Genomic DNA, 18,997 nt, shown 5'->3' with positions numbered 1-18,997 from the left:
CAGGGTGTCCTCGTCTCCGGCAGCCGTCCGGGTCACCGCTGCGGGACCGAGAGGTTCTGCCCCGCCCCACCACCGACGACCTCCGGAGGCCGCTGGCCGGGCAGGTACTTGTCCATGGAGATGACCGCCACCGGTTCGGCGGTGCCGTTGCCACCGGGGACGTCCGCCTGGGTGGCCGGCCGGCCGGCGACGTTGTCGGCGAGGGTCTGCAGCACCGCCCAGCCGAAGCCGTCCCGCGGGACGTCGGTGCCGGCGGGGGTGGGCACCCAGGCGTCGATGTGCAGCCCGGTGCGGGTGGTCTCGAAGACGACGGTCAGCGGCTCGTCGTCGGCACCCACGAGCGCGAGCGTGGCGCAGGCCTCGTCGACGGCCAGGCGGAGGTCCTCGACCGAGTCGAGGTCGTAGTCCATCCGCATCGCCAGGTCGCCGGCCATGGCGCGCACCGCCGGCAGCTGGGTCGGCGTCGTGGGCACCCGCAGCTCCAACCGTTCACCGCGCCGTCCGTCCTGCGCGAGGGCACCCCTCGAGTCGGCCATCCGTCGTCCGCCCTTTCCTCGTCCTCGGCGCCCGCGCCTCGCGCGGGTCGCGACGACCCATCCTGCCGGATCGCCCGGGGCGGCCGCCCGGCGCGCAGCGCTGCACGACCGGCTCCTGCCCCGGCAGGCTGGCATACCCGCACTCTCGGCTGCCCCAAACGTGGCCCTGACCACGGCGCGGACGGGTCCCGAGCCCGGTTGCCGACCCCCCGGGGTTGCTGTTGTCTGGCGGCGAGATGAGTGCGAGCACGGGCGACGAGCAGCCGCCGACCGCGCCGGAGGACTCCGGGTCCGCCGTGCTGGTCGCCGCGATGGACGCCGCGCCCGCCGCCATCTGGTTCCTCTCCGGCGTCGGCGAGCCGGCCGTCTGGGCCAACGCGCGCGCCCGCGGCATGGGCGCCGGCTGGGGCGACCTGCCGGTCGTCGGGGGGCGCCCGGTCACCGAGCTCGTCGAGGCCGCGCTGGGCGCCGGCCGGCAGGACGCGCTGCACGGCCCGGTCGGCGGCGACGGCCCGGTCGGCACGGCCGTCGTCCGGCCCCTGCAGGTCGGCGGCGGCTACGGCGCGCTGCTCGTCCTGGAGACCGTGGACGACGAGGAGCGCAGCCCCTGGCCGGTGGGCGAGGTCGACGTCGTCGAGAAGGTGCAGCACAGCCTGCTGCCGCCGTCGCTGCCGATGCTGCCCGACCTGTGGCTGTCCGGCAGCTACCACCGCGCCAGCTCGGTGCGCGCCGCCGGCGGGGACTGGTACGACGCGGTGGCGCTCGGCGAGGGCCGGCTCGCCCTCGTCGTCGGCGACGCGGTCGGGCACGGCGTCCCCGCCGCCGGGGCCATGAGCCGGCTGCGCGGCGCGATGCGCAGCAGCGCGCTGCTCGACCCCGAGCCGGCGTCGGTCATCCGCGCGCTGGACGCCTTCGCCGGCCAGATGGACGACGTCGAGGGCGCCTCTGTCTTCTACGGCGTGCTCGACGCCGCCACCGGGCGGCTGACCTACGCCGCGGCCGGCCACCCCGCGCCGCTGGTGGTCGGCACCGACGGCGACACCCGCTTCCTGCCGGTCACGCCGCGGCCACCGCTGGGCAGCGTGCCCGACGCCGTCACCGAGGTCGCCGAGCACCTGCTGGAGCAGGGCGCCACGCTCGTGCTCGTCTCCGACGGAGCGGTCGTCGGCGCGGGGGACAGCCCCGGCGACGGCATGTCCCGGCTGGCCGAGGTCGCCGCCGAGGTGCTCGCCGGCGCGGCGCCGCTGGAGGTGGAGGCGTCGGCCGACCTGGCCGCCGCGGTGGCCGAGGGGGTGCGCACGCCGCAGGGCTGGCCCGACGACGTCGCCGTCCTCGTCGCCCACCGCCGGGCGATGTCGCTGGAACCGGTCGTGCTCGACCTGCCCGCGGTGCCGTCGTCCCTCCCGGGTGTGCGGCGGCGGCTCGGCGCCTGGCTGGCCGGCCTCGGGATGGGCGAGCAGGACCGGGTGGGGGTGATGGTCGCCGTCGGCGAGGCGTGCGCCAACGCCGTCGAGCACGCCTACCGGGGCAAGGAGCCGGGGCGCATGTACCTCGACGCCCACGTCGACGTCGACGGCGTGCTCACCGTGCAGGTCCGCGACGAGGGCTCCTGGCGGCCGCCGGACCGCGATCCCGGCGACCGCGGCCGCGGCCTGCTGATCATGCGGCAGATGGTCGACCGCGTCGTCCTCGAGGAGGGGCACGGGACGACGGTCACCCTCAGCATCCGGCTGCGCCGGACCCCCGAGGTCGACGTGGAGCGCGCCGTGGCCGAGGCCGCCGCCACGGTCGTCGTCGACCGGACCACGATGCCGTGCGCGGTGGTGCGCGTGTCGGGGGCGGTGGACATCGTCAGCGCCGAGCTGCTGCGCATCCGGCTGCTCGAGGCCAGCCACGGCGGTACGTCCCGGGTGGAGCTCGACCTCGGCGGCGTCACGCTGCTCTCCAGCGCCGGCGTGCGCGTCGTGCTGGCCATCGCCCGGATCGCCCGCGACGAGCAGTGGCGCCTGGTGGTGCACGCGCCGGAGGGCGGCGTCACCCGGCACGTCCTGGAGATCAGCGGGCTGGGAGGACTGGTCGACCTCAACTGAGCGGGGGACAGCCGGTTTGGGGAACGGCCCCGGTGCGCATCCCTGGCTCGTGAGACTGCGGCGCAGCGACGTGCACGGTCCCGGGTGGCGGCGACGCCGCGCCGGCAAGGGCTTCGCCTACTACGACGAGGACGGCGTCCTGATCAAGGACGAGCGGCTGGACCGGGTCCGCGCCCTCGCCATCCCGCCGGCCTGGCGCGACGTGTGGATCTGCCCCTGGCCCAACGGGCACATCCAGGCCACGGGCTTCGACGCGGCCGGCCGCAAGCAGTACCGCTACCACGACCGCTGGCGGCAGCGCCGGGACGCCGAGAAGCACGAGCGCGTGCTGGAGATCGCCCACCAGCTGCCCGACGTCCGCGACGCGGTGTACGACGCGATCACCGGCAGCGGCCTGTCCCGCGACCGGGTGCTCGCCGCCGCCGTCCGGCTGCTCGACCTCGGCGCCTTCCGGGTGGGCAGCGAGCAGTACGCCGAGGACAACGGCACCTACGGGCTGGCCACGCTGCGGCGCGACCACGTGCGGGTGCGCGGGGAGAAGGTGTTCTTCGCCTTCCCGGCCAAGGGCGGCAAGGACTGGGAGCTCGAGCTCAAGGACAAGCCGACCGCCGACGTCGTCCGCGAGCTGCTCAGGCGGCCGGACGACACCGGCGAGGACCTGCTCGGCTACTGGGTGGACGACCCGGCGGGGGAGGGGCAGGTCTGGCACGACGTCACCAGCAGCGAGATCAACTCCTACCTCAAGGAGGTCAGCGACGCCGAGATCACGGCCAAGGACTTCCGGACCTGGAACGCCACGGTGCTGATGGCCGCCACGCTGGCCGAGGTGCCGCCGCCGGCGTCGAGGACCGCGCGCAAGCGGGTGGTCAAGCAGGCCTACGAGCGGGTGTCGGACTCGCTGGGGAACACGCCCGCCGTCTGCAAGGCCTCCTACGTGGACCCGCGGGTGGTCGACCGGTTCGAGTCCGGTGAGACGATCGTCGAGGCCCTCCAGGAGGCGCAGCACGCGCCCGACGACCGCAGCCAGCAGCGGGTGCTGGAGCAGGCGGTCTGCCGGATGCTGACCGCCTGACGACGACGAAGGGCCCCGCCGGCTCGGCGGGGCCCTTCGTCGTTCGCTCAGTTGGCGGCGCTGTCGGCGATCGTGAAGAGGTCGATCAGGCCGGTGACCTCGAGGGGGCGGGTGACGGCGCGCGTGGTCGCGATGAGGCGCAGGCCGACGTCGCGGGAGCGCGCCGACTTCTGGGTCTCGACCAGCACGGCCAGCCCGGCGGAGCCGAGGAACTGGACGCCGGAGAGGTCGATCACCAGCTCCTTGGGCTGCTGCTCCAGCTGGCTGTCCAGGGAGGAGCGCAGCACGGGGGCGGTGAAGGTGTCCACCTCGCCCACGACGGTCACCGTGACCGAGCCGTCCTCACCGGTCGAGGTGGACAGCGTGATCACGTCGTCGAAGGGCGCCTCCGTGCCCTCGGCCGGCACGTCGTGCTGACCCTCGGCGGGCAGATCGGAAGTCGTCACGGACAGCAGCTCCTCTCGGCGGCAGGACCGGGCGGCGGTACCGCGGTGGTCAATCTACCGCTGCCCGCTCCGGGGATGTCGTGGCCCCGGGGCGAGCGTCCTCGAACGTGTTACCTGCCGGAACGCGGGGTCCCGGCGAGAGACGGCTGCTTGTTCAACCGCAGATCAAACGTAGACAACCGGATCATCCCACGCCAACCCCCGCCTGGGGCGCCTCCGCGAGCAGGGTCACGCATGGGGTGCAGCCCCACGGGTAGGGCGCGACCACGACACCGGTCGACCGGCCGGTCCCCCCGTCCCCCGGGACGGACGAGTGCGCGCGCCCCGCCGCCGCACGCAGAACGGAGGCCACCCCATGAGCGAGAACGACGCCGGCGCGATCCACTCCGCGCAGAACGACCGCGAGTTCCCCGACGACGAGCGCGGCGTCACGGGGACCCGTGACGCCGTCCGTGGCGGCACCGGGGCCACCGGTCCCGAGGGCCAGACCGCCCGCGACGTCTTCCCCGAGGACAACGGGGTGCCGGACGTCTCCCAGGACGACTTCCCGACCATGCAGCGGTCCGAGGACCCGCAGTTCGCCCCGGAACCGGGCGACCGCGAGAGCCACGCGACCGTCGGCTTCGGCACCACCGCCCTCGAGCAGCAGGAGGGGAAGCCGCTGTCCGGTCGCCTGGAGGAGGAGATCGCCGACGACGTCGCCGACGTGCGACCGGCCGAGGACCCGGCCCGCGGCATCGGCCAGCTCGAGCAGGACTACGACACCACCCCGGTCTCCGACTCCGGGACCAACCGCACCGCCGACGACGTCGAGGCGGCCCTCGACCCCGTCGTCGGGGGCGAGGGCCCCGAGGAGACCGCGATGCACGTCGTGGACTGAGCGGCGTCCCGGACGGGTAGCTGCCCGCCCATGGCGATCGCAGAGGAGGTGCAGCGGTTGAGCGCTCCGGTACGCCGCTGGGCCCGCACCCAGAAGCGCGAGTACACCAACGGCGCCGAGCGCCCGCTCGGCGGCGACCTCGGCGCGATGGGCGTCTACGCGGGGCTGGTGGCGGCGGGGGCGGCCGCGGTGCGGGCCTCCGGCCGCGACCTGCCCGACCGCATCCCCGTGGGCGACGCCGTCCTGCTCACCGTCGCCACCTTCCGGCTGGCCCGGCGGCTGGCCAAGGACCCGGTGACCAGCCCGCTCCGGGCGCCGTTCACCGCCTTCCAGGGCCCCTCCGGGCACGCGGAGGTGGCCGAGGAGGTCCGCGAGCACGGGGGCGCCAAGCACGCCGTCGGCGAGCTGCTCACCTGCCCGTTCTGCCTCGCGCAGTGGGTGGGGACGGCGTTCGTGTTCGGCTACGCCACCGCGCCGCGGGCCACCCGCCTCGCCGCGCTGACCATGACCACGGTCGCCGGCTCCGATGTCCTGCAGTTCCTCTACGACGCGATCCAGAACGGCGCGCTGACCGGCGGGGGCGAAGGGGTCGACGAAGGAGGACGATGAGTGCGGTTCCGCCCCGGGCACGCAGGACGAGGGCGGTCCACGCCCGGTGACCTCTTCCCCCGCCGGCGTGTCCCCCGGACGGGGGAGACCGACGGCCGGTCGACCTGACGCGGGCACCCGCTCGCCCCTATCCTGCGGATTCTCGACCGTCTGGCGGTCACCGGGACCCGAGCGGGCCCAGGCAGGGGAAGGGGCGGCATGCGGTCGATCTGGCGCGGGGCGGTGTCGTTCGGCCTCGTCAGCATCGGGGTGAAGCTGTACTCGGCGACCGAGGACAAGGACATCCGGTTCCACCAGGTGCACGTCACCGACGGTGGGCGGATCAAGTACAAGCGGGTCTGCTCGATCGACGGCGAAGAGGTCGAGTACTCCGACATCGCCAAGGGGTACGAGCTGCCCGACGGGCAGCTGGTGATCCTGACCGACGAGGACTTCGACGAGCTGCCGCTGTCGACGCGGCGCGAGATCGACGTCCTGCAGTTCGTCGACCAGGACGAGATCGACCCGATCCACTTCGAGAAGACCTACTACCTGGAGCCCGACGGCCCGGCGACGCGGCCGTACGTGCTGCTGCGCGACGCGCTGGAGAACGCCGGCCAGGTCGCGATCACCAAGATCGCGCTGCGTCAGCGGGAGTCGCTGGCGGCGCTGCGCGTGCGCGACGGCGTGCTGGTGCTGCACACCATGCGCTGGCCCGACGAGATCCGGACGCCCGACTTCGGCTTCCTCGACGAGGACATCTCGGTCCGCCCGCAGGAGCTGCAGATGGCCGAGGCGCTCATCGCCTCGATGTCCGGCTCGTTCGACGCCGGCGAGTTCACCGACGACTACCGCGCCGCGATGGAGGCCCTGCTGGAGGCCAAGACCTCCGGTGGCGACGTGCAGCCGGTGCCCGAGGTGGCCGACTCCGGCGCGGCCGTGGTCGACCTCATGAGCGCGCTGCGCGCCAGCGTCGAGCGGGCCCGCGGCGGCGGCGCCGAGGAGGAGCCGGCGCCGCGCAGCGCCCCGCGCAAGACCGCCGCGGCGAAGAAGGCCGCGCCGGCGAAGAAGGCGACCCCGGCGAAGAAGACCACGACCGCGAAGAAGACGACGGCGAAGAAGACGGCGGCGGCGGACAAGCAGCCGGCCAAGCGCGCCACCCGCCGCAGCGCCTGACGTGCCCGCCCGGCGCCGATCGGCGGCCGACCCGCTGGCCGAGTACCGCGCCAAGCGGGACCCGGCGCGCACCGCGGAGCCGGTGCCGCCGGAGGGTCAGCCGCTGCCGGTGGGGGACGACGACACCTTCGTCGTCCAGGAGCACCGCACGCCTCGTGGAGATCCCGCCCACCCACGGGGCGAGCGGGTGCACTGGGACCTGCGGCTGGAGCGCGACGGCGTCCTCAAGAGCTGGGCCGTGCCCAAGGGCCCGCCGCTCGAGCCGGACGTGAACCGGCTCGCCGTCCCCACCGAGGACCACCCGCTGGAGTACGCCTCCTTCGCGGGGACCATCGCCGCCGGCGAGTACGGCGGCGGGCACGTGACCATCTGGGACGCCGGCCGCTACGAGACCGAGAAGTGGGACGACAGGCACGTCATCGTCCGGTTCGACGGTCGCCGGCTGCGGGGCCGGTACGTGCTCTTCCCGCTCGCCGACGGCACCTGGAACCTCAAGCGGCTGGACCCGTCCACCGAGCGGCTGCCGGCCCGGCTGACCGGTCCCGGGTTCGCCCCGATGCTGGCCACCCCGGGGGAGCTGCCGCCGGCCGCGGAGGACGACGCGTGGGGTTACGAGTTCAAGTGGGACGGCGTCCGCGCCGTCGCCTTCGTCTCCGGCGGCCGGCTCGCGCTGCGCTCGCGCAAGGGCGACGACATCACCGTGCGCTACCCCGAGCTGGCCCGGCTGCCGGACTCGCTGGCCGGGCGCGACGCCGTCCTCGACGGGGAGGTGGTGGCCCTCGACGAGCAGGGCCGCCCCGACTTCGGCGCGCTGCAGAACCGCATGCACCGCACCGGTCCCGAGGTGCCCACGATGGCCGCGGAGAAGCCGGTGACCTACCTGGTGTTCGACCTCCTCGCGGTCGACGGCGAGGACCTGCTCGACCTGCCCTACGCCGAGCGGCGGGCCCGGCTGGACGCACTCGCGCCGAGCGGGCACCGCTGGGGCGCCACCCCCTGGTTCGCCGGCGGCGGGGAGACCGTCGCCGCGGCGGGTCTGGAGAACGGGCTGGAGGGCGTCGTCGCCAAGCGGCTGGACGCGCCGTACCGGCCCGGCGTCCGCGGGCCGGAGTGGGTCAAGGTCAAGAACTTCCGCACCCAGTCGGTCGTCGTCGGCGGCTGGCGGCCGGGCAAGGGACGGCGGGCCGGGGGAGTGGGCTCGCTGCTGTTCGGGGTGCACGACGACGAGGGGCGCCTCGTCTACGCCGGGCACGTGGGCACCGGCTTCACCGGCAAGGCGCTGCGCGAGCTCGAGGGGCTGTTCACCCCGCGGCGGACCTCGCCGTTCGACGGCGCGCTCCCGCGCGAGGTCACCCGCGACGCGCGGTGGGTGGAACCGGTCCTCGTGGGCGAGGTCGCCTACGGCGTGTGGACGGCGGACGGCCGGTTGCGCCACCCTTCGTGGCGGGGGTTGCGGGACGACGTGGACCCGGAGGACGTGGTGGTCGAGTGGTGAGCCGACAGGGAGTGGGCGTCGCAGCGAGCTCTGCGAGCGAGGAGCGGGGCGACGGCGGGGGCGAACGGCAGACGTGGTAGCCGAGTCCCGCCAGCGGGTGCGGGTCGACGGTCGGCAGCTGACCGTCTCGAACCTGGACAAGGTCCTCTTCCCGGACGTCTCGTTCACCAAGGCCCAGGTGATCGACTACTACGTGCGCATCGCCCCGGTGCTGCTGCCGCACCTGTCCGGCCGGCCGGTGACGTTCACGCGGTGGCCCGACGGCGTGGAGGGCCAGGCGTTCTTCGAGAAGAACAGCGCCCGGCACGCGCCGGACTGGGTGCGCCGGGTGACCGTGCCGAGCCCGGGCAGCTCCAAGGGCCGGGAGGTGCTGGACATGGTGCTGCTCGAGACCGTGGCCGACCTGGCCTGGGCGGCCAACCTGGCCGCGCTGGAGCTGCACGTGCCGCAGTGGCAGATCGGCAGCAAGCGCCAGCCGGCGCTGCCCGACCTGCTGGTGCTCGACCTCGACCCCGGCCCGAACGCCGGCATCTACGAGTGCTGCCTGGTGGCCGAGCGGCTGCGCGAGCGGCTGGTCGCCGACGGCCTCGACCCGGTGGTGAAGACGTCGGGTTCGAAGGGGATGCAGGTCTACGCGCCGATCCGGGTCACCGACCGGGAGCACCCCAGCCGCTACGCCAAGCACCTGGCGCAGGAGCTCTCGGCCGAGACGCCCGAGCAGGTGGTCTGGCGCATGGAGAAGGTGCTGCGGCCGGGCAAGGTGCTGGTCGACTGGAGCCAGAACAACCCGGCCAAGACGACGGTGGCGCCGTACTCGCTCCGCGCCCGGCCCGACGCCACGGTCTCGGCGCCGATCGGCTGGGACGAGGTGGACGCCGTCAGGGAGGGCGACGCCGAACCCGGTGCGCTGCGCTTCCGCACCGAGGAGGTGCTCGAGCGGGTCGAGGAGTACGGCGACCTGTTCGACGTCGCCGACCGGCAGCGCGCGACGCTGCCCGCCGTCTGAGGGGCCCCCTCCGAGGGAGGACCGCGCCGGGGCGGTCTGGGACGATCGCCGTCGTGTCTGCTGCAGGTCCGGAGCCCGACCGGTTCACCGACGCCGGCCGGCTGGTCGTCCGCTGCCCCGACCGGCCGGGCATCGTCGCCGTCCTGTCCCGGCTGCTGGCCGACGTCGGCGCGAACATCACCGAGTCGCAGCAGCACTCCTCCGACCCGGTCGGCGGCACCTTCACCCTCCGCCTGGAGTTCGTGCTGCCCGGGCTGGCCACGCACCGCCAGCACCTGGAGGGCGCGCTGAGCCTGCTCGCCCGGCAGTGGGGGATGACCTGGCGGCTGACCGAGGCCGCGCACCGCCCGAGCGTCGCCGTCTTCGTCAGCCGGACCGACCACGTGCTGCAGGAGCTGATCTACCGGGTCCGCGCCGGCGACCTGCGGGCCGAGATCACCGCCGTCGTCTCCAACCACCCCGACCTCGAGCCGGTGGCCGAGGCGGCGGGCATCCCGTTCCACCACGTGCCGGTCACGCCCGGCACGAAGGCGGAGGCCGAGGCCCGGGCCCTGGAGCTCATCGGCGACGTCGACCTGGTGGTGCTGGCCCGCTACATGCAGATCGTCTCGGAGGACTTCTGCGCCCGCTTCCCGGAGCGGCTGATCAACATCCACCACAGCTTCCTGCCGGCCTTCGTCGGGGCGAACCCGTACCAGGCCGCCCACGACCGCGGCGTGAAGCTGATCGGCGCCACCGCCCACTACGTGACCCCGGAATTGGACGCCGGCCCGATCATCGAGCAGGAGGTCGCCCGCGTCGACCACCGCGCCACGGTCGAGGACATGCGCCGGGTGGGCCGCTACGTCGAGCGGCAGGTGCTCGCCCAGGCGGTCACGTGGCACGTCGAGGACCGCGTCATCGTCGAGGGCCACCGCACCATCGTCTTCGCCTGACCGACAGGCGCCGCCGCTCGACGCGGCGACCGTGCCGCGCGACCTGGCAGTGGGCGGGCGTCCCCTGGCACTCCGCGCACACGGTCGGTGCCGGGCCCGAGGCCGGCTCCCACTGGGCGGAAAGATCGATTGGGTTCCGCCTTCCCTGCGCACCTAGGGTCCGTCGGTCGGCCACCGAGGACCTGGAGGGGACATGAGCTCGTCGTCCACCACGACCCGCAGCGGCGCCGGGACCGCAGCCCGCGCCGCCGGCTGGGTCGCGCCGCTGTGCTGGATCGCCGTCCTCCTCGACGGCTTCGACCTCGTCGTGGTCGGCACGGTGGTGCCCGCGCTGCAGGAGCCCTCCGAGTGGGGGCTGTCCGGGGCCGGGACGACGTTCGTCATCACCATCGGCCTGGTCGGCATGATGATCGGCGCGCTGACCGTGGGCACGCTGACCGACCTCGTGGGCCGGCGCAAGGCGCTCATCGGCGCCGTCGCCTCGTTCTCCCTGTTCACCCTGCTCTGCGCCTTCGCGCCCAACGCCGGCACGTTCGGCGTCCTGCGCTTCCTGGCCGGCCTCGGCCTCGGCGGCTGCCTGCCGACGGCGATCGCGATGGTCAACGAGTTCACCCGCGGCGGCCGCAGCGGGCGGGCGACCACCACCGTGATGACCGGCTACCACGTGGGTGCGGTGGCCACCGCGGCGCTGGCGATCGTGGTGGTGGAGCCGATCGGCTGGCGCTGGATGTTCGTCATCGGCGCGCTGCCGGCGCTCGTGCTGGTGCCCCTGATGCTGCTCCGGCTGCCCGAGTCGGCCTCCTTCCTCGTGGCCAGGGGCCGCCGCGCCGAGGCCGAGGACGTCGCCCGCCGCTACGGACTGGAGCTTGAGGAGCCGACGGCGGCGGTCGACGAGCACGCCGGGGAGAGCGCCGGCGCCACGCTGAAGGCCTTGTTCGCCCGCCCGTGGCTGCGCAACACCGTGGTCATCGGGGTGACGTCGTTCATGGGCCTGCTGCTGGTCTACGGCCTGAACAACTGGCTGCCGACGATCATGCGCGAGGCCGACTACGACCTCGGCGCCGCGCTGGCCTTCCTGCTGGTGCTCAACGTCGGCGCGATCGTGGGCCTGCTGGTGGCCGGCGCGGTCGCCGACCGGATCGGCACGCGCACCGCCGGCATCATCTGGTTCGCCGCCGCCGCGGTCTTCCTCGCGCTGCTCTCGGTGCGGCTACCGATCGCCGGCCTCTACGTGCTGGTGTTCCTCACCGGCTGCTTCGTCTTCAGCTCGCAGGTGCTGGTGTACGCGTTCGTCAGCGGCAACCACCCGCCGCAGGTGCGCGCCACGGCGCTCGGCTGGTCGGCCGGTGCGGGGCGCGTCGGCGCGATCGTCGGGCCGGTGCTCACCGGCGCGCTGTTCGCCGCCGGCAACGCGTTCCCGTGGGGCTTCTACGTGTTCTCGGTCGTCGGCGTGCTCGGGGCGCTCGCGCTGGCCGTGGCGCGCACGCGGCGCGTCTGATCAGTCGCCGCGCGGGCGCTTGCGGTCCTGGTCGGCCAGGAAGCGCTCCAGCTCGGTGGCCAGCTCGTCGCCGCTGGGCAGGCCACCGGTCTCGCCGAGCAGCCCGTTGTCCTCGCGCGCGGCGGTGAACGCGTCGAACTGCTGCTCGAGCGCGGCCACGACCGCGGTGTTCTCCGGGTTGCGGGCGATCTGCTCGTCGATCTCGGTGCGGTTGGCCTCGGCGGCCTCGCGCAGCCCCTCGACGGGCAGGTGCAGGCCGGTCAGCCGCTCCAGGTGCTCGAGCAGCGTGAGCGAGGCGGCCGGGTAGGTCGCCTGGGCCAGGTAGTGCGGCACGTGCGCGGCGACGCCGAACGCGTCGACGCCGGCCTCGCCGAGCCGCAGCTCGAGCAGCGCCGGGACGCTGCCCGGGATGCGCATCTCGCCCCAGTACACCGGGTACGACTCGATGAGCGCCCGCCGGCTGGCGTGCGCGGTGACGGTCACCGGGCGGGTGTGCGGCACCGGCATGGGGATCGCCTGCAGCGCGACGACCGACGTCACGCCGAGCCGCTCGACCAGCCACTGGACGGCGGCGACGAAGCGCTGCCACGCGTAGTCGGGCTCGGCGCCGTGCAGCAGCAGGAAGGTCTCGCCGGCGTCGTCCTCGACCGCGTAGAGGTTGATCTCCGGGGCGGTGAACGACTCGTAGTGGTCGCCCTGGAAGGTCATCCGCGGCCGGTGCGCCCGGTAGTCGACCAGGCTGTCGACGTCGAAGCGGGCGATGACCCGGTGCGGCAGGTCGGCCAGCAGGTGCGACCCGGCCAGGGCCGCGGCGTGGGCGGCGTCGAACTCGCCGGCCAGGTCGTGCACGAGCACGAGCCCGCGGCGCTCCCCGGGTGCGCCGGCCTCCGCCTCGCGGGCGAGCAGCGGCTCGGCCTCGGGGAGCAGCTCGACGAGCTCCTCCGGACGCTGGACCACGGCGACCTCCTACAGCCTCTGCCGGTGGACCCCCGGTGCAGCTCCCGCGGAGGGTCCGGCATTCCCATCGTCCCCCGGCCGGGGATCAGCCGCGGTCGCCGTCCGCCGCCGGCTCGGCCACCAGCCGGCTGCCCTGCTCGTCGCCGGCCACCCGGGCCACCGTCCCGTCGGCGGCCACCTCGGGATCTCGCTGGTCCAGCTGGTCGCGCACGTAGCGGTAGGTGACGGCGATCAGCGCGGCCACCGGCACCGAGAGGAAGGCGCCGATGATGCCGGCCAGGCTGCTGCCCGCGGTGACCGCGAGGATGACCACCGCGGCGTGCAGGTTGAACCCGCGGCCCTGGATGATCGGCTGCAGCACGTTGCCCTCGATCTGCTGCACGACGATCACGATGATCAGCACGATCAGGGCGTCGGTCGGGCCCTCGGTCACCAGCGCGATGAGGACGGCGAAGGCGCCGGCGACGAACGCACCGATGATCGGGATGAACGCGCCCAGGAACGTGATCACCGCCAGCGGGATCACCAGCGGGACGCCGAGCACCAGCAGCCCGACGCCGATGAAGAACGCGTCGACGAAGCCGACCAGCGCCTGCTGCTTGATGAACTCCGACAGCGTCGTCCACGCCTTCTGCGAGAGCGCGGTGACGTGGGGCGCGGCCCGGGGGCCGGTCTGCGCGGCCAGCCACGGCGTCCACCGCGGGCCGTCCTTGAGGAAGAAGAAGCTCAGGACCAGCGCCAGCACGAGGTTGATCAGGCCGTTGCCGATCGACGTCGCGGTGGTGAGCGCGTAGCCGGCGATGTCGGTCGCGTTCTCCTGCAGCCGGGCGATGGCCGAGTCGATGGCGTTGCCGATCTGGTCCTCGCCGATGTTGAACGGCGGACCCTGCAGCCACTCCTGCACGTCGTCGAGCGCGGCCACGGTCTGGTCGGCCAGCTCGCCGGACTGGTCGGCCACCTGCGGGACGATCACCGCGACGATCGCGCCGAAGACGGCGAGGAAGCCCAGCAGCGCCACCGTGGCGGCCAGCGCCGGCGGCCACCCGTGCCGGCGCAGGAAGCGGGCGGGCGGCCAGAGCACGGTGGTGAACAGCAGGCCGAGCACGATCGGCAGCAGCACCACCCAGAACTTGCCGAGCACGTAACCGAGGACGACGACCCCGGCCACGATCAACAGCAGCTGCGCGGAGGCGATCGCCATCGTGCGCGTCGCCGAGCGGACCCGCTCCCCCCGCGCCGGCCCCGGTGCCGGCGCGGAGGTGGGCAGCGTCGTGTGGGCGCCGGCGTCGGGGAGCCGGTCGCCCGCCACGGCGTCGTCGTCGGGATCGGCGGTCGCCTCGTCGACGTCCCGGCGGCCGGGCAGCGGAAGCTTCATGGTCAAGATCCCAACACACGCAGGGCGGCGGCACGGGGACGCGCCGCCGTCGTACCTGCGTCGTAGCGTTCCCGCATGCCCCGAACCGCAACCGCCGACCGCGTCGACCGCGACGCCCTGCTCGAGTTCCTCCGGCCCCGGCACCGGGCCGTCCTGCTCACCCGGCGGTCCGGCGGCGCCCCGCAGCTCTCCCCCGTCACCTTCGGCGTCGACACCGAGGGGCGGGTCGTCGTCTCCACGTACCCGCAGCGGGCCAAGGTGGCCAACGCCCGCCGCGACCCCGCGGTCTCGCTGTGCGTCCTGTCCGACGACTGGGACGGCCCGTGGGCGCAGCTGGACGGCGAGGCGGAGGTGCTCGACCTGCCCGAGGCGCTGGAGCCGCTCGTGGAGTACTTCCGGGTGATCAGCGGGGAGCACCCCGACTGGGAGGAGTACCGCGCGGCCATGGTGCGCCAGGGCAAGTCGCTGCTGCGGATCACGATCACCGGATGGGGGCCGGTCGCCACCGGCGGTTTCCCGCCCGAGGTGATCGGCAAGCTCTGACCCTTGCTTGCGCCGGTGAAAGCTGACAGGCTTGCGGAGTGCCGTACGTGCTGACCGTCGACCAGCGCGCGAGCCGGCGCGGTCCCGACCGCGTCGGCGACGCGCTGCGCCGGCTGGACGGCGCCGTGCCCGTGCTGCTGCCGTTCGAGCGCACCGCCGGCGACGAGTTCCAGGGCCTGCTGGCCGAACCGGCGGACGTGGTCGACGTGGTGCTGCTGCTGGTGCGGCTCGGCGGCTGGAGCATCGGCGTGGGCGCCGGCCCGGTGCAGACGCCGCTGCCCGAGAGCACGCGGGCCGGTGCGGGGCCGGCGTACCTGTCCGCCCGGCGGGCGATCGACGCGGCCAAGCAGCGCCCGTTCCGGCTCGCGGTGCGCGGGGCCGTGCCGCCCGAGGCGGCCGACGCGCAGGCGGTGCTCACCGCGCTGGCCGCGCTGGTCGACCGGCGCAGCGAGCAGGCGTGGGAGGCCATCGAGCTCGTGGAGCAGGGCCGCACCCAGTCCGACGCCGCCGCGGCGCTGGGCATCTCCCGCCAGGCGGTGGGCCAGCGGCTGGCGGCGGGCCTGTGGGAACTGGAGCGCGAACTGCGCCCGACGGCGTCCCGCCTGCTGGCGCGGGCCGCGGGATGAGGTGTCCGTGCTCGTCGCCGTCCTGATCCTGGTGTCGCTGACCGTCGTCGGCGGGCTGGCGCTGACCCTGCTGGGGGAGCGGGTGCGCCCGGCGTGGACGGCGACCGTGCCGGTCGCGTCCCTGGGCGTCGCCGCCGTCCTGGCGTGGGTGGCCGACCCGGCGTCCGGCGGGGTGGTGCAGGCGACCGTGCTGCTCGCCTTCGCCGCGGCGGTGGTCGGCGGGGGGCCGGTCGCGACCGCGGTGCTCCGCTCGGCCGACCCCACCGACGCGGTGGCGGCCGGCGGGCCGGGTGACCCCGACGTGCTGCGCGGCGGGGCCTGGATCGGCGTCCTCGAGCGGGCCGCGGTCGCCGGCACGCTGCTGGTGGGCTGGCCCGAGGGCCTCGCCGTCGTCCTGGCCGTCAAGGGGCTCGGGCGCTTCGCCGAGCTCAAGGTGTCCGCGGCCGCCGAGCGGTTCATCCTCGGCACCCTCGCCAGCGCCCTGTGGGCCGTCGCCTGCGTCGGCGTCGTGGAGCTCCTCCGCCGCTGACCGGCCACCCGATCAGGTTCCTCCGCCCCACCTGCGGTTTCTACCTCTCCGCGGCGGGGAATGCCCCGGCCCGATCCCGAGCCAGGAGGAGGAGCCGTGACCCAGGACCCGCGCCCGCTCTCGCCCGAGGAACTCGCCGCCGAGGGTGCCGTCGCGCTGCCGGACAAGGAGGTCGTCTCGCTGCTCGACCTGAACGCCGACCTCGACATCGCGCTCGACGCGGCGGCCCCGATCGACCTCGCCGTGGCGGCCAACGCCAACGTCGCCGCGCCCATCGACGCGGCCGTCGGCGCCAACGTCCTGTCGGAGGGCTCGACCGCCCAGGCCCTCGCCGACCAGGGCGCCCTGATCGACCAGGGCATCACCGGCGAGGCGGTCGCCACCGCGCCGCAGGACGCCACCGTCGACCAGACCGGCGACGACGCCGACGCGGGCGACGAGCCCGCCCCGGCGCCGACAGTGCCGGACGACGGCACCGAGGTCGGCGACCCGCTCTCCGGCGACCTCCTGGACGTGGACGTCGACCTGGCCGCCGACGTCGACCTGGCCGCCCCGGTCGCCGGTGCGGTGGCCGCGAACGCCAACGTCGCCGCCCCGATCGACGCCGCCGTCGCGGCCAACGTGGGCTCGATCGACTCGCAGGCCACGGCGATCGCCCAGCAGGACGCGATCATCACGCAGGACATTGACGCCGACGCGCACGCGACGGCGGACCAGTCCTCCGGCATCACCCAGTGATCCCGCGCGGATGACCGGTCCGCGCACCGTCCCGCTCGCCGTCCCCGCCGCGCCCGCCGCGGCGGGGACCGACCGGGAGGTGCTCCAGCGCGCCGCGGGCGTGGAGCTGCTCGGCGAGATCCCCGGCTCCGGCTACCGCCGGCCGCCCGCGCTCGCCCGTCGCGGCGACGGCCAGGTGGTCACGCTGACCCCGCTGGTGCAGCAGGTGCTCGCCGCGGTGGACGGCTCCCGGACGGTCGCCGAGGTGGCCGACGCCGTCGGCGCCGCCACCGGGCGGCTCGTGCGGCCGGACGACGTCCGCCAGCTGGTCGACCGGTCGCTGCGGCCGATGGGGCTCCTGCTCCCGGCCGACGGCCGCGAGCCGGAGCTGCGCCGCTCCGCACCCCTGCTCGGGCTGCGGTTCCGCCGCGTGGTGACCGACCCCGCCGTCACGCGGCGGGTCACCGCGCCCTTCGCGGTGCTCTTCTCGCCGCTGGTCGTCGTCCCGGTGGTCCTGGCCTTCGCCGCGGTGGCCTTCTGGGTGCTCTTCCGGGAGGGTCTGGCCGCGGCCACCGCGCAGGCCTTCGCCGTCCCCGGCGTCTTCCTCGCGATCGTGCTGGTGACGGTCCTGTCGGCGGGCTTCCACGAGTTCGGGCACGCCGCGGCAGCCCGATACGGCGGGGCGACGCCCGGGGCCATGGGCTTCGGGCTGTACCTGCTCTGGCCGGCGTTCTACACCGACGTCACCGACAGCTACCGGCTCGGCCGCGCCGGGCGGGTGCGCACCGACCTCGGCGGGCTGTACTTCAACGCCGTCGTCGTCCTGCTGACCTTCGCCGTCTGGTGGGGAACCGGTTGGCACGCCGTGCTGCTGGTGGTCGCCACGCAGATCCTGCAGATGGTCCGCCAGCTCGCCCCACTGCTGCGGTTCGACGGCTACCACGTGCTCGCCGACGTCACCGGCGTGCCGGACCTCTACCAGCGGATCGGCCCGGTGCTGCGGGGACTGCTGCCGGGCCGCCGGCGCTCGCCCGAGGCCGCCGCGCTCGAGCCGTGGGCGCGCGTGGTCGTGACGCTGTGGGTGCTGCTCGTCGTCCCGCTGATGCTCGGGACCTTCCTGCTCATGGTGCTGGCCCTGCCCCGGCTGCTGGGCACCGCGTGGGCGTCGGTGCGGGAGCAGGCGTCGCTGGTCGGCGGCGACGTCGGCGACGGCGACATCCTCGGCGCGCTCGCCCGCGCGCTGGCGGTCGTCGCCGTCGTGCTGCCGATCGCCGGCCTGCTCGTCGTGCTCGCGAGCGCCGTCCGGCGGGCGGCGGCCGGCGTGCGGCGGCGCACCGAGGGGCGCCCGGGCCGGCGCGCTCTCGCGCTGGTGGTCGCCGCCGCCCTCCTCGCGGGTCTCGCCTGGGCGTGGTGGCCCGCCGGCGACCGGTACCGGCCGGTGCAGCCGTACGAGGGCGGCACCGTCCTCGACGCGGTGCCCGCCGCGCTGGGCGGCAGCGCGCCCGGCCTCGACCAGGGCAGCCGGGGGACCGGGCTGACGATCTGGCCCGACGACGGCCCGTTGCCGACCGCCGACGCCCCCGCGCTCGCCCTGGTGCTCACGCCCGCGTCGCAGAGCTCGACCGCCGCGGACGGTCCCGGCGAGGGCACCGGCGACGGCGGCGGGGCGGCCACCGACGCGCCGACGTGGGTCTTCCCGTTCGACCGCCCGCTCCCACCGGGGGAGGGCGACAACCAGGCCCTGGCGGTGAACACCGAGGACGGCTCGGTCCTCTACGACGTCTCCTTCTCCCTGATCTGGGTCGAGGAGGGCGACGAGGCCCTCAACCGCAACGAGGCCTTCGCCGCGGCCAGCTGCACCGGCTGCCGCACCGTCGCCGTCGCCTTCCAGGTCGTCGTCCTCGTCGGCTCGGTCGACGTCGTCGTGCCGCAGAACCTCGCGACCGCGGTCAACTACGCCTGCGTCGAGTGCGTGACCGCGGCGCTGGCGACCCAGCTGGTCGTGAGCGTCCCCGGCCCGCTCGGCGAGGAGGCCGGCCGCGAGCTCGCAGCGGTCTGGGCAGAGCTGCGCGCCTTCGGCGAGCAGATCGCGGGGCTCTCCCTGTCGGAACTCCGCGACCGGCTCACCGAGTTCGAGGAGCGGATCCTCGCCGTCGTGCAGCAGGCGGCCGAGGAGCAGCCCCCGGAGCAGGCAGCGACGGGGAGCGGGTCGGCGACGCCCACGGGGACCCCGTCCGGGGGAGCCGGCACGGCCGACGGCACGGCCGACGACGGGGCAGGGGACGCTCCGGCCGGGACGGAGGAGGACGCCGCACCCACCGGGGAGGTCGGCGAGCAGGCCGGGACGACGACCCCTGACGACGCGTCCACGGGCGGCACCGCGACCGACGAGCCCGCGGCCACCACGTCGGCACCGGCGGAGGAGTCGGCGGAACTGCCGGCCGAGCAGGCGCCCGAACCCGCGCCGACGTCGTCCGGCGCCACCGGTTGAGCGCGCGGGATGATCACCGCGCGGCGAGAATGATCCC

18 protein-coding genes are annotated in these 18,997 nt (G+C 74.9%); 14 read left to right on the top strand and 4 right to left on the bottom strand.

Annotated features, from left to right (window positions below; all coding sequences use genetic code 11):
* Window positions 1-32: 32 nt before the first annotated feature.
* Window positions 33-536 carry an ATP-binding protein gene (locus ACI8AF_RS13445; protein ID WP_456540221.1) on the bottom strand — a complete coding sequence of 168 codons (504 nt, stop codon included), beginning with the start codon at window positions 534-536 and terminating at the stop codon, window positions 33-35.
* A gap of 236 nt (window positions 537-772) precedes the next feature.
* Here ACI8AF_RS13445 and ACI8AF_RS13440 point away from each other — a divergent pair, with 236 nt between their 5' ends.
* Entirely contained in the window at window positions 773-2,626 is a 1,854-nt protein-coding gene (locus tag ACI8AF_RS13440; protein WP_456540220.1) for a SpoIIE family protein phosphatase, read from the top strand.
* A 49-nt stretch (window positions 2,627-2,675) separates the two neighbouring features.
* Window positions 2,676-3,698 carry a DNA topoisomerase IB gene (locus ACI8AF_RS13435; protein ID WP_456540219.1) on the top strand — a complete coding sequence of 341 codons (1,023 nt, stop codon included), beginning with the start codon at window positions 2,676-2,678 and terminating at the stop codon, window positions 3,696-3,698.
* A gap of 47 nt (window positions 3,699-3,745) precedes the next feature.
* Here ACI8AF_RS13435 and ACI8AF_RS13430 read toward each other — a convergent pair whose 3' ends face one another.
* Window positions 3,746-4,144: an STAS domain-containing protein gene (locus ACI8AF_RS13430; RefSeq protein WP_456540218.1), complete on the bottom strand. Its 399-nt coding sequence runs from the start codon at window positions 4,142-4,144 to the stop codon at window positions 3,746-3,748.
* A gap of 355 nt (window positions 4,145-4,499) precedes the next feature.
* Between ACI8AF_RS13430 and ACI8AF_RS13425 the strand changes: the two genes are divergently transcribed.
* The 7 genes from ACI8AF_RS13425 (at window position 4,500) to ACI8AF_RS13395 (ending at window position 11,722) form a co-directional block, all read left to right on the top strand.
* Window positions 4,500-5,024, top strand: coding sequence for a hypothetical protein (locus ACI8AF_RS13425; RefSeq protein WP_456540217.1), 525 nt, complete (start codon window positions 4,500-4,502; stop codon window positions 5,022-5,024).
* Between the two features lie 30 nt (window positions 5,025-5,054).
* Window positions 5,055-5,633 carry a DUF1360 domain-containing protein gene (locus ACI8AF_RS13420; protein ID WP_456540216.1) on the top strand — a complete coding sequence of 193 codons (579 nt, stop codon included), beginning with the start codon at window positions 5,055-5,057 and terminating at the stop codon, window positions 5,631-5,633.
* A gap of 198 nt (window positions 5,634-5,831) precedes the next feature.
* On the top strand, window positions 5,832-6,788 hold the full coding sequence (ku, locus tag ACI8AF_RS13415; RefSeq protein WP_456540215.1) for a non-homologous end joining protein Ku: 957 nt from the start codon (window positions 5,832-5,834) through the stop codon (window positions 6,786-6,788).
* Window position 6,789: 1 nt separating this feature from the next.
* Window positions 6,790-8,283, top strand: coding sequence for a non-homologous end-joining DNA ligase (gene ligD, locus ACI8AF_RS13410; RefSeq protein WP_456540214.1), 1,494 nt, complete (start codon window positions 6,790-6,792; stop codon window positions 8,281-8,283).
* Window positions 8,284-8,356: 73 nt separating this feature from the next.
* Window positions 8,357-9,289 carry a non-homologous end-joining DNA ligase gene (gene ligD, locus ACI8AF_RS13405; protein WP_456540213.1) on the top strand — a complete coding sequence of 311 codons (933 nt, stop codon included), beginning with the start codon at window positions 8,357-8,359 and terminating at the stop codon, window positions 9,287-9,289.
* Between the two features lie 53 nt (window positions 9,290-9,342).
* Window positions 9,343-10,224 carry a formyltetrahydrofolate deformylase gene (gene purU, locus ACI8AF_RS13400; protein WP_456540212.1) on the top strand — a complete coding sequence of 294 codons (882 nt, stop codon included), beginning with the start codon at window positions 9,343-9,345 and terminating at the stop codon, window positions 10,222-10,224.
* A 193-nt stretch (window positions 10,225-10,417) separates the two neighbouring features.
* Window positions 10,418-11,722 (top strand): MFS transporter, encoded by a 1,305-nt coding sequence (locus ACI8AF_RS13395; RefSeq protein WP_456540211.1) that lies wholly within the window; start codon window positions 10,418-10,420, stop codon window positions 11,720-11,722.
* Here ACI8AF_RS13395 and ACI8AF_RS13390 read toward each other — a convergent pair whose 3' ends face one another.
* Both ACI8AF_RS13390 and ACI8AF_RS13385 read right to left on the bottom strand, forming a co-directional pair.
* Window positions 11,723-12,679, bottom strand: coding sequence for a proteasome assembly chaperone family protein (locus ACI8AF_RS13390; RefSeq protein WP_456540210.1), 957 nt, complete (start codon window positions 12,677-12,679; stop codon window positions 11,723-11,725).
* An 85-nt stretch (window positions 12,680-12,764) separates the two neighbouring features.
* The gene (locus ACI8AF_RS13385; protein ID WP_456540209.1) at window positions 12,765-14,054 is read right to left on the bottom strand and encodes an AI-2E family transporter; all 1,290 of its coding nucleotides are present in this window, start codon (window positions 14,052-14,054) and stop codon (window positions 12,765-12,767) included.
* A gap of 75 nt (window positions 14,055-14,129) precedes the next feature.
* Between ACI8AF_RS13385 and ACI8AF_RS13380 the strand changes: the two genes are divergently transcribed.
* From ACI8AF_RS13380 to ACI8AF_RS13360, 5 genes are all read left to right on the top strand, one after another.
* Window positions 14,130-14,597, top strand: a complete 468-nt coding sequence (locus tag ACI8AF_RS13380) for a PPOX class F420-dependent oxidoreductase (protein ID WP_456540208.1) — start codon at window positions 14,130-14,132, stop codon at window positions 14,595-14,597.
* Between the two features lie 38 nt (window positions 14,598-14,635).
* Window positions 14,636-15,223 (top strand): SatD family protein, encoded by a 588-nt coding sequence (locus tag ACI8AF_RS13375; RefSeq protein ID WP_456540207.1) that lies wholly within the window; start codon window positions 14,636-14,638, stop codon window positions 15,221-15,223.
* Between the two features lie 7 nt (window positions 15,224-15,230).
* On the top strand, window positions 15,231-15,752 hold the full coding sequence (locus ACI8AF_RS13370; protein WP_456540206.1) for a hypothetical protein: 522 nt from the start codon (window positions 15,231-15,233) through the stop codon (window positions 15,750-15,752).
* Window positions 15,753-15,848: 96 nt separating this feature from the next.
* Complete coding sequence (locus ACI8AF_RS13365) at window positions 15,849-16,490, top strand: hypothetical protein (protein WP_456540205.1); 642 nt, start codon at window positions 15,849-15,851, stop codon at window positions 16,488-16,490.
* Window positions 16,491-16,500: 10 nt separating this feature from the next.
* A complete protein-coding gene (locus ACI8AF_RS13360; RefSeq protein ID WP_456540204.1) occupies window positions 16,501-18,960 on the top strand; it encodes a hypothetical protein in 2,460 nt (819 codons plus the stop codon).
* The last annotated feature ends 37 nt before the right edge of the window (window positions 18,961-18,997 follow it).

It is taken from the genome of Blastococcus sp. SYSU D00669, from assembly GCF_054050715.1.
The sequence above is the reverse complement of the archived record's forward strand: the minus strand, read 5'-3'. Positions and strand labels throughout refer to the sequence as shown.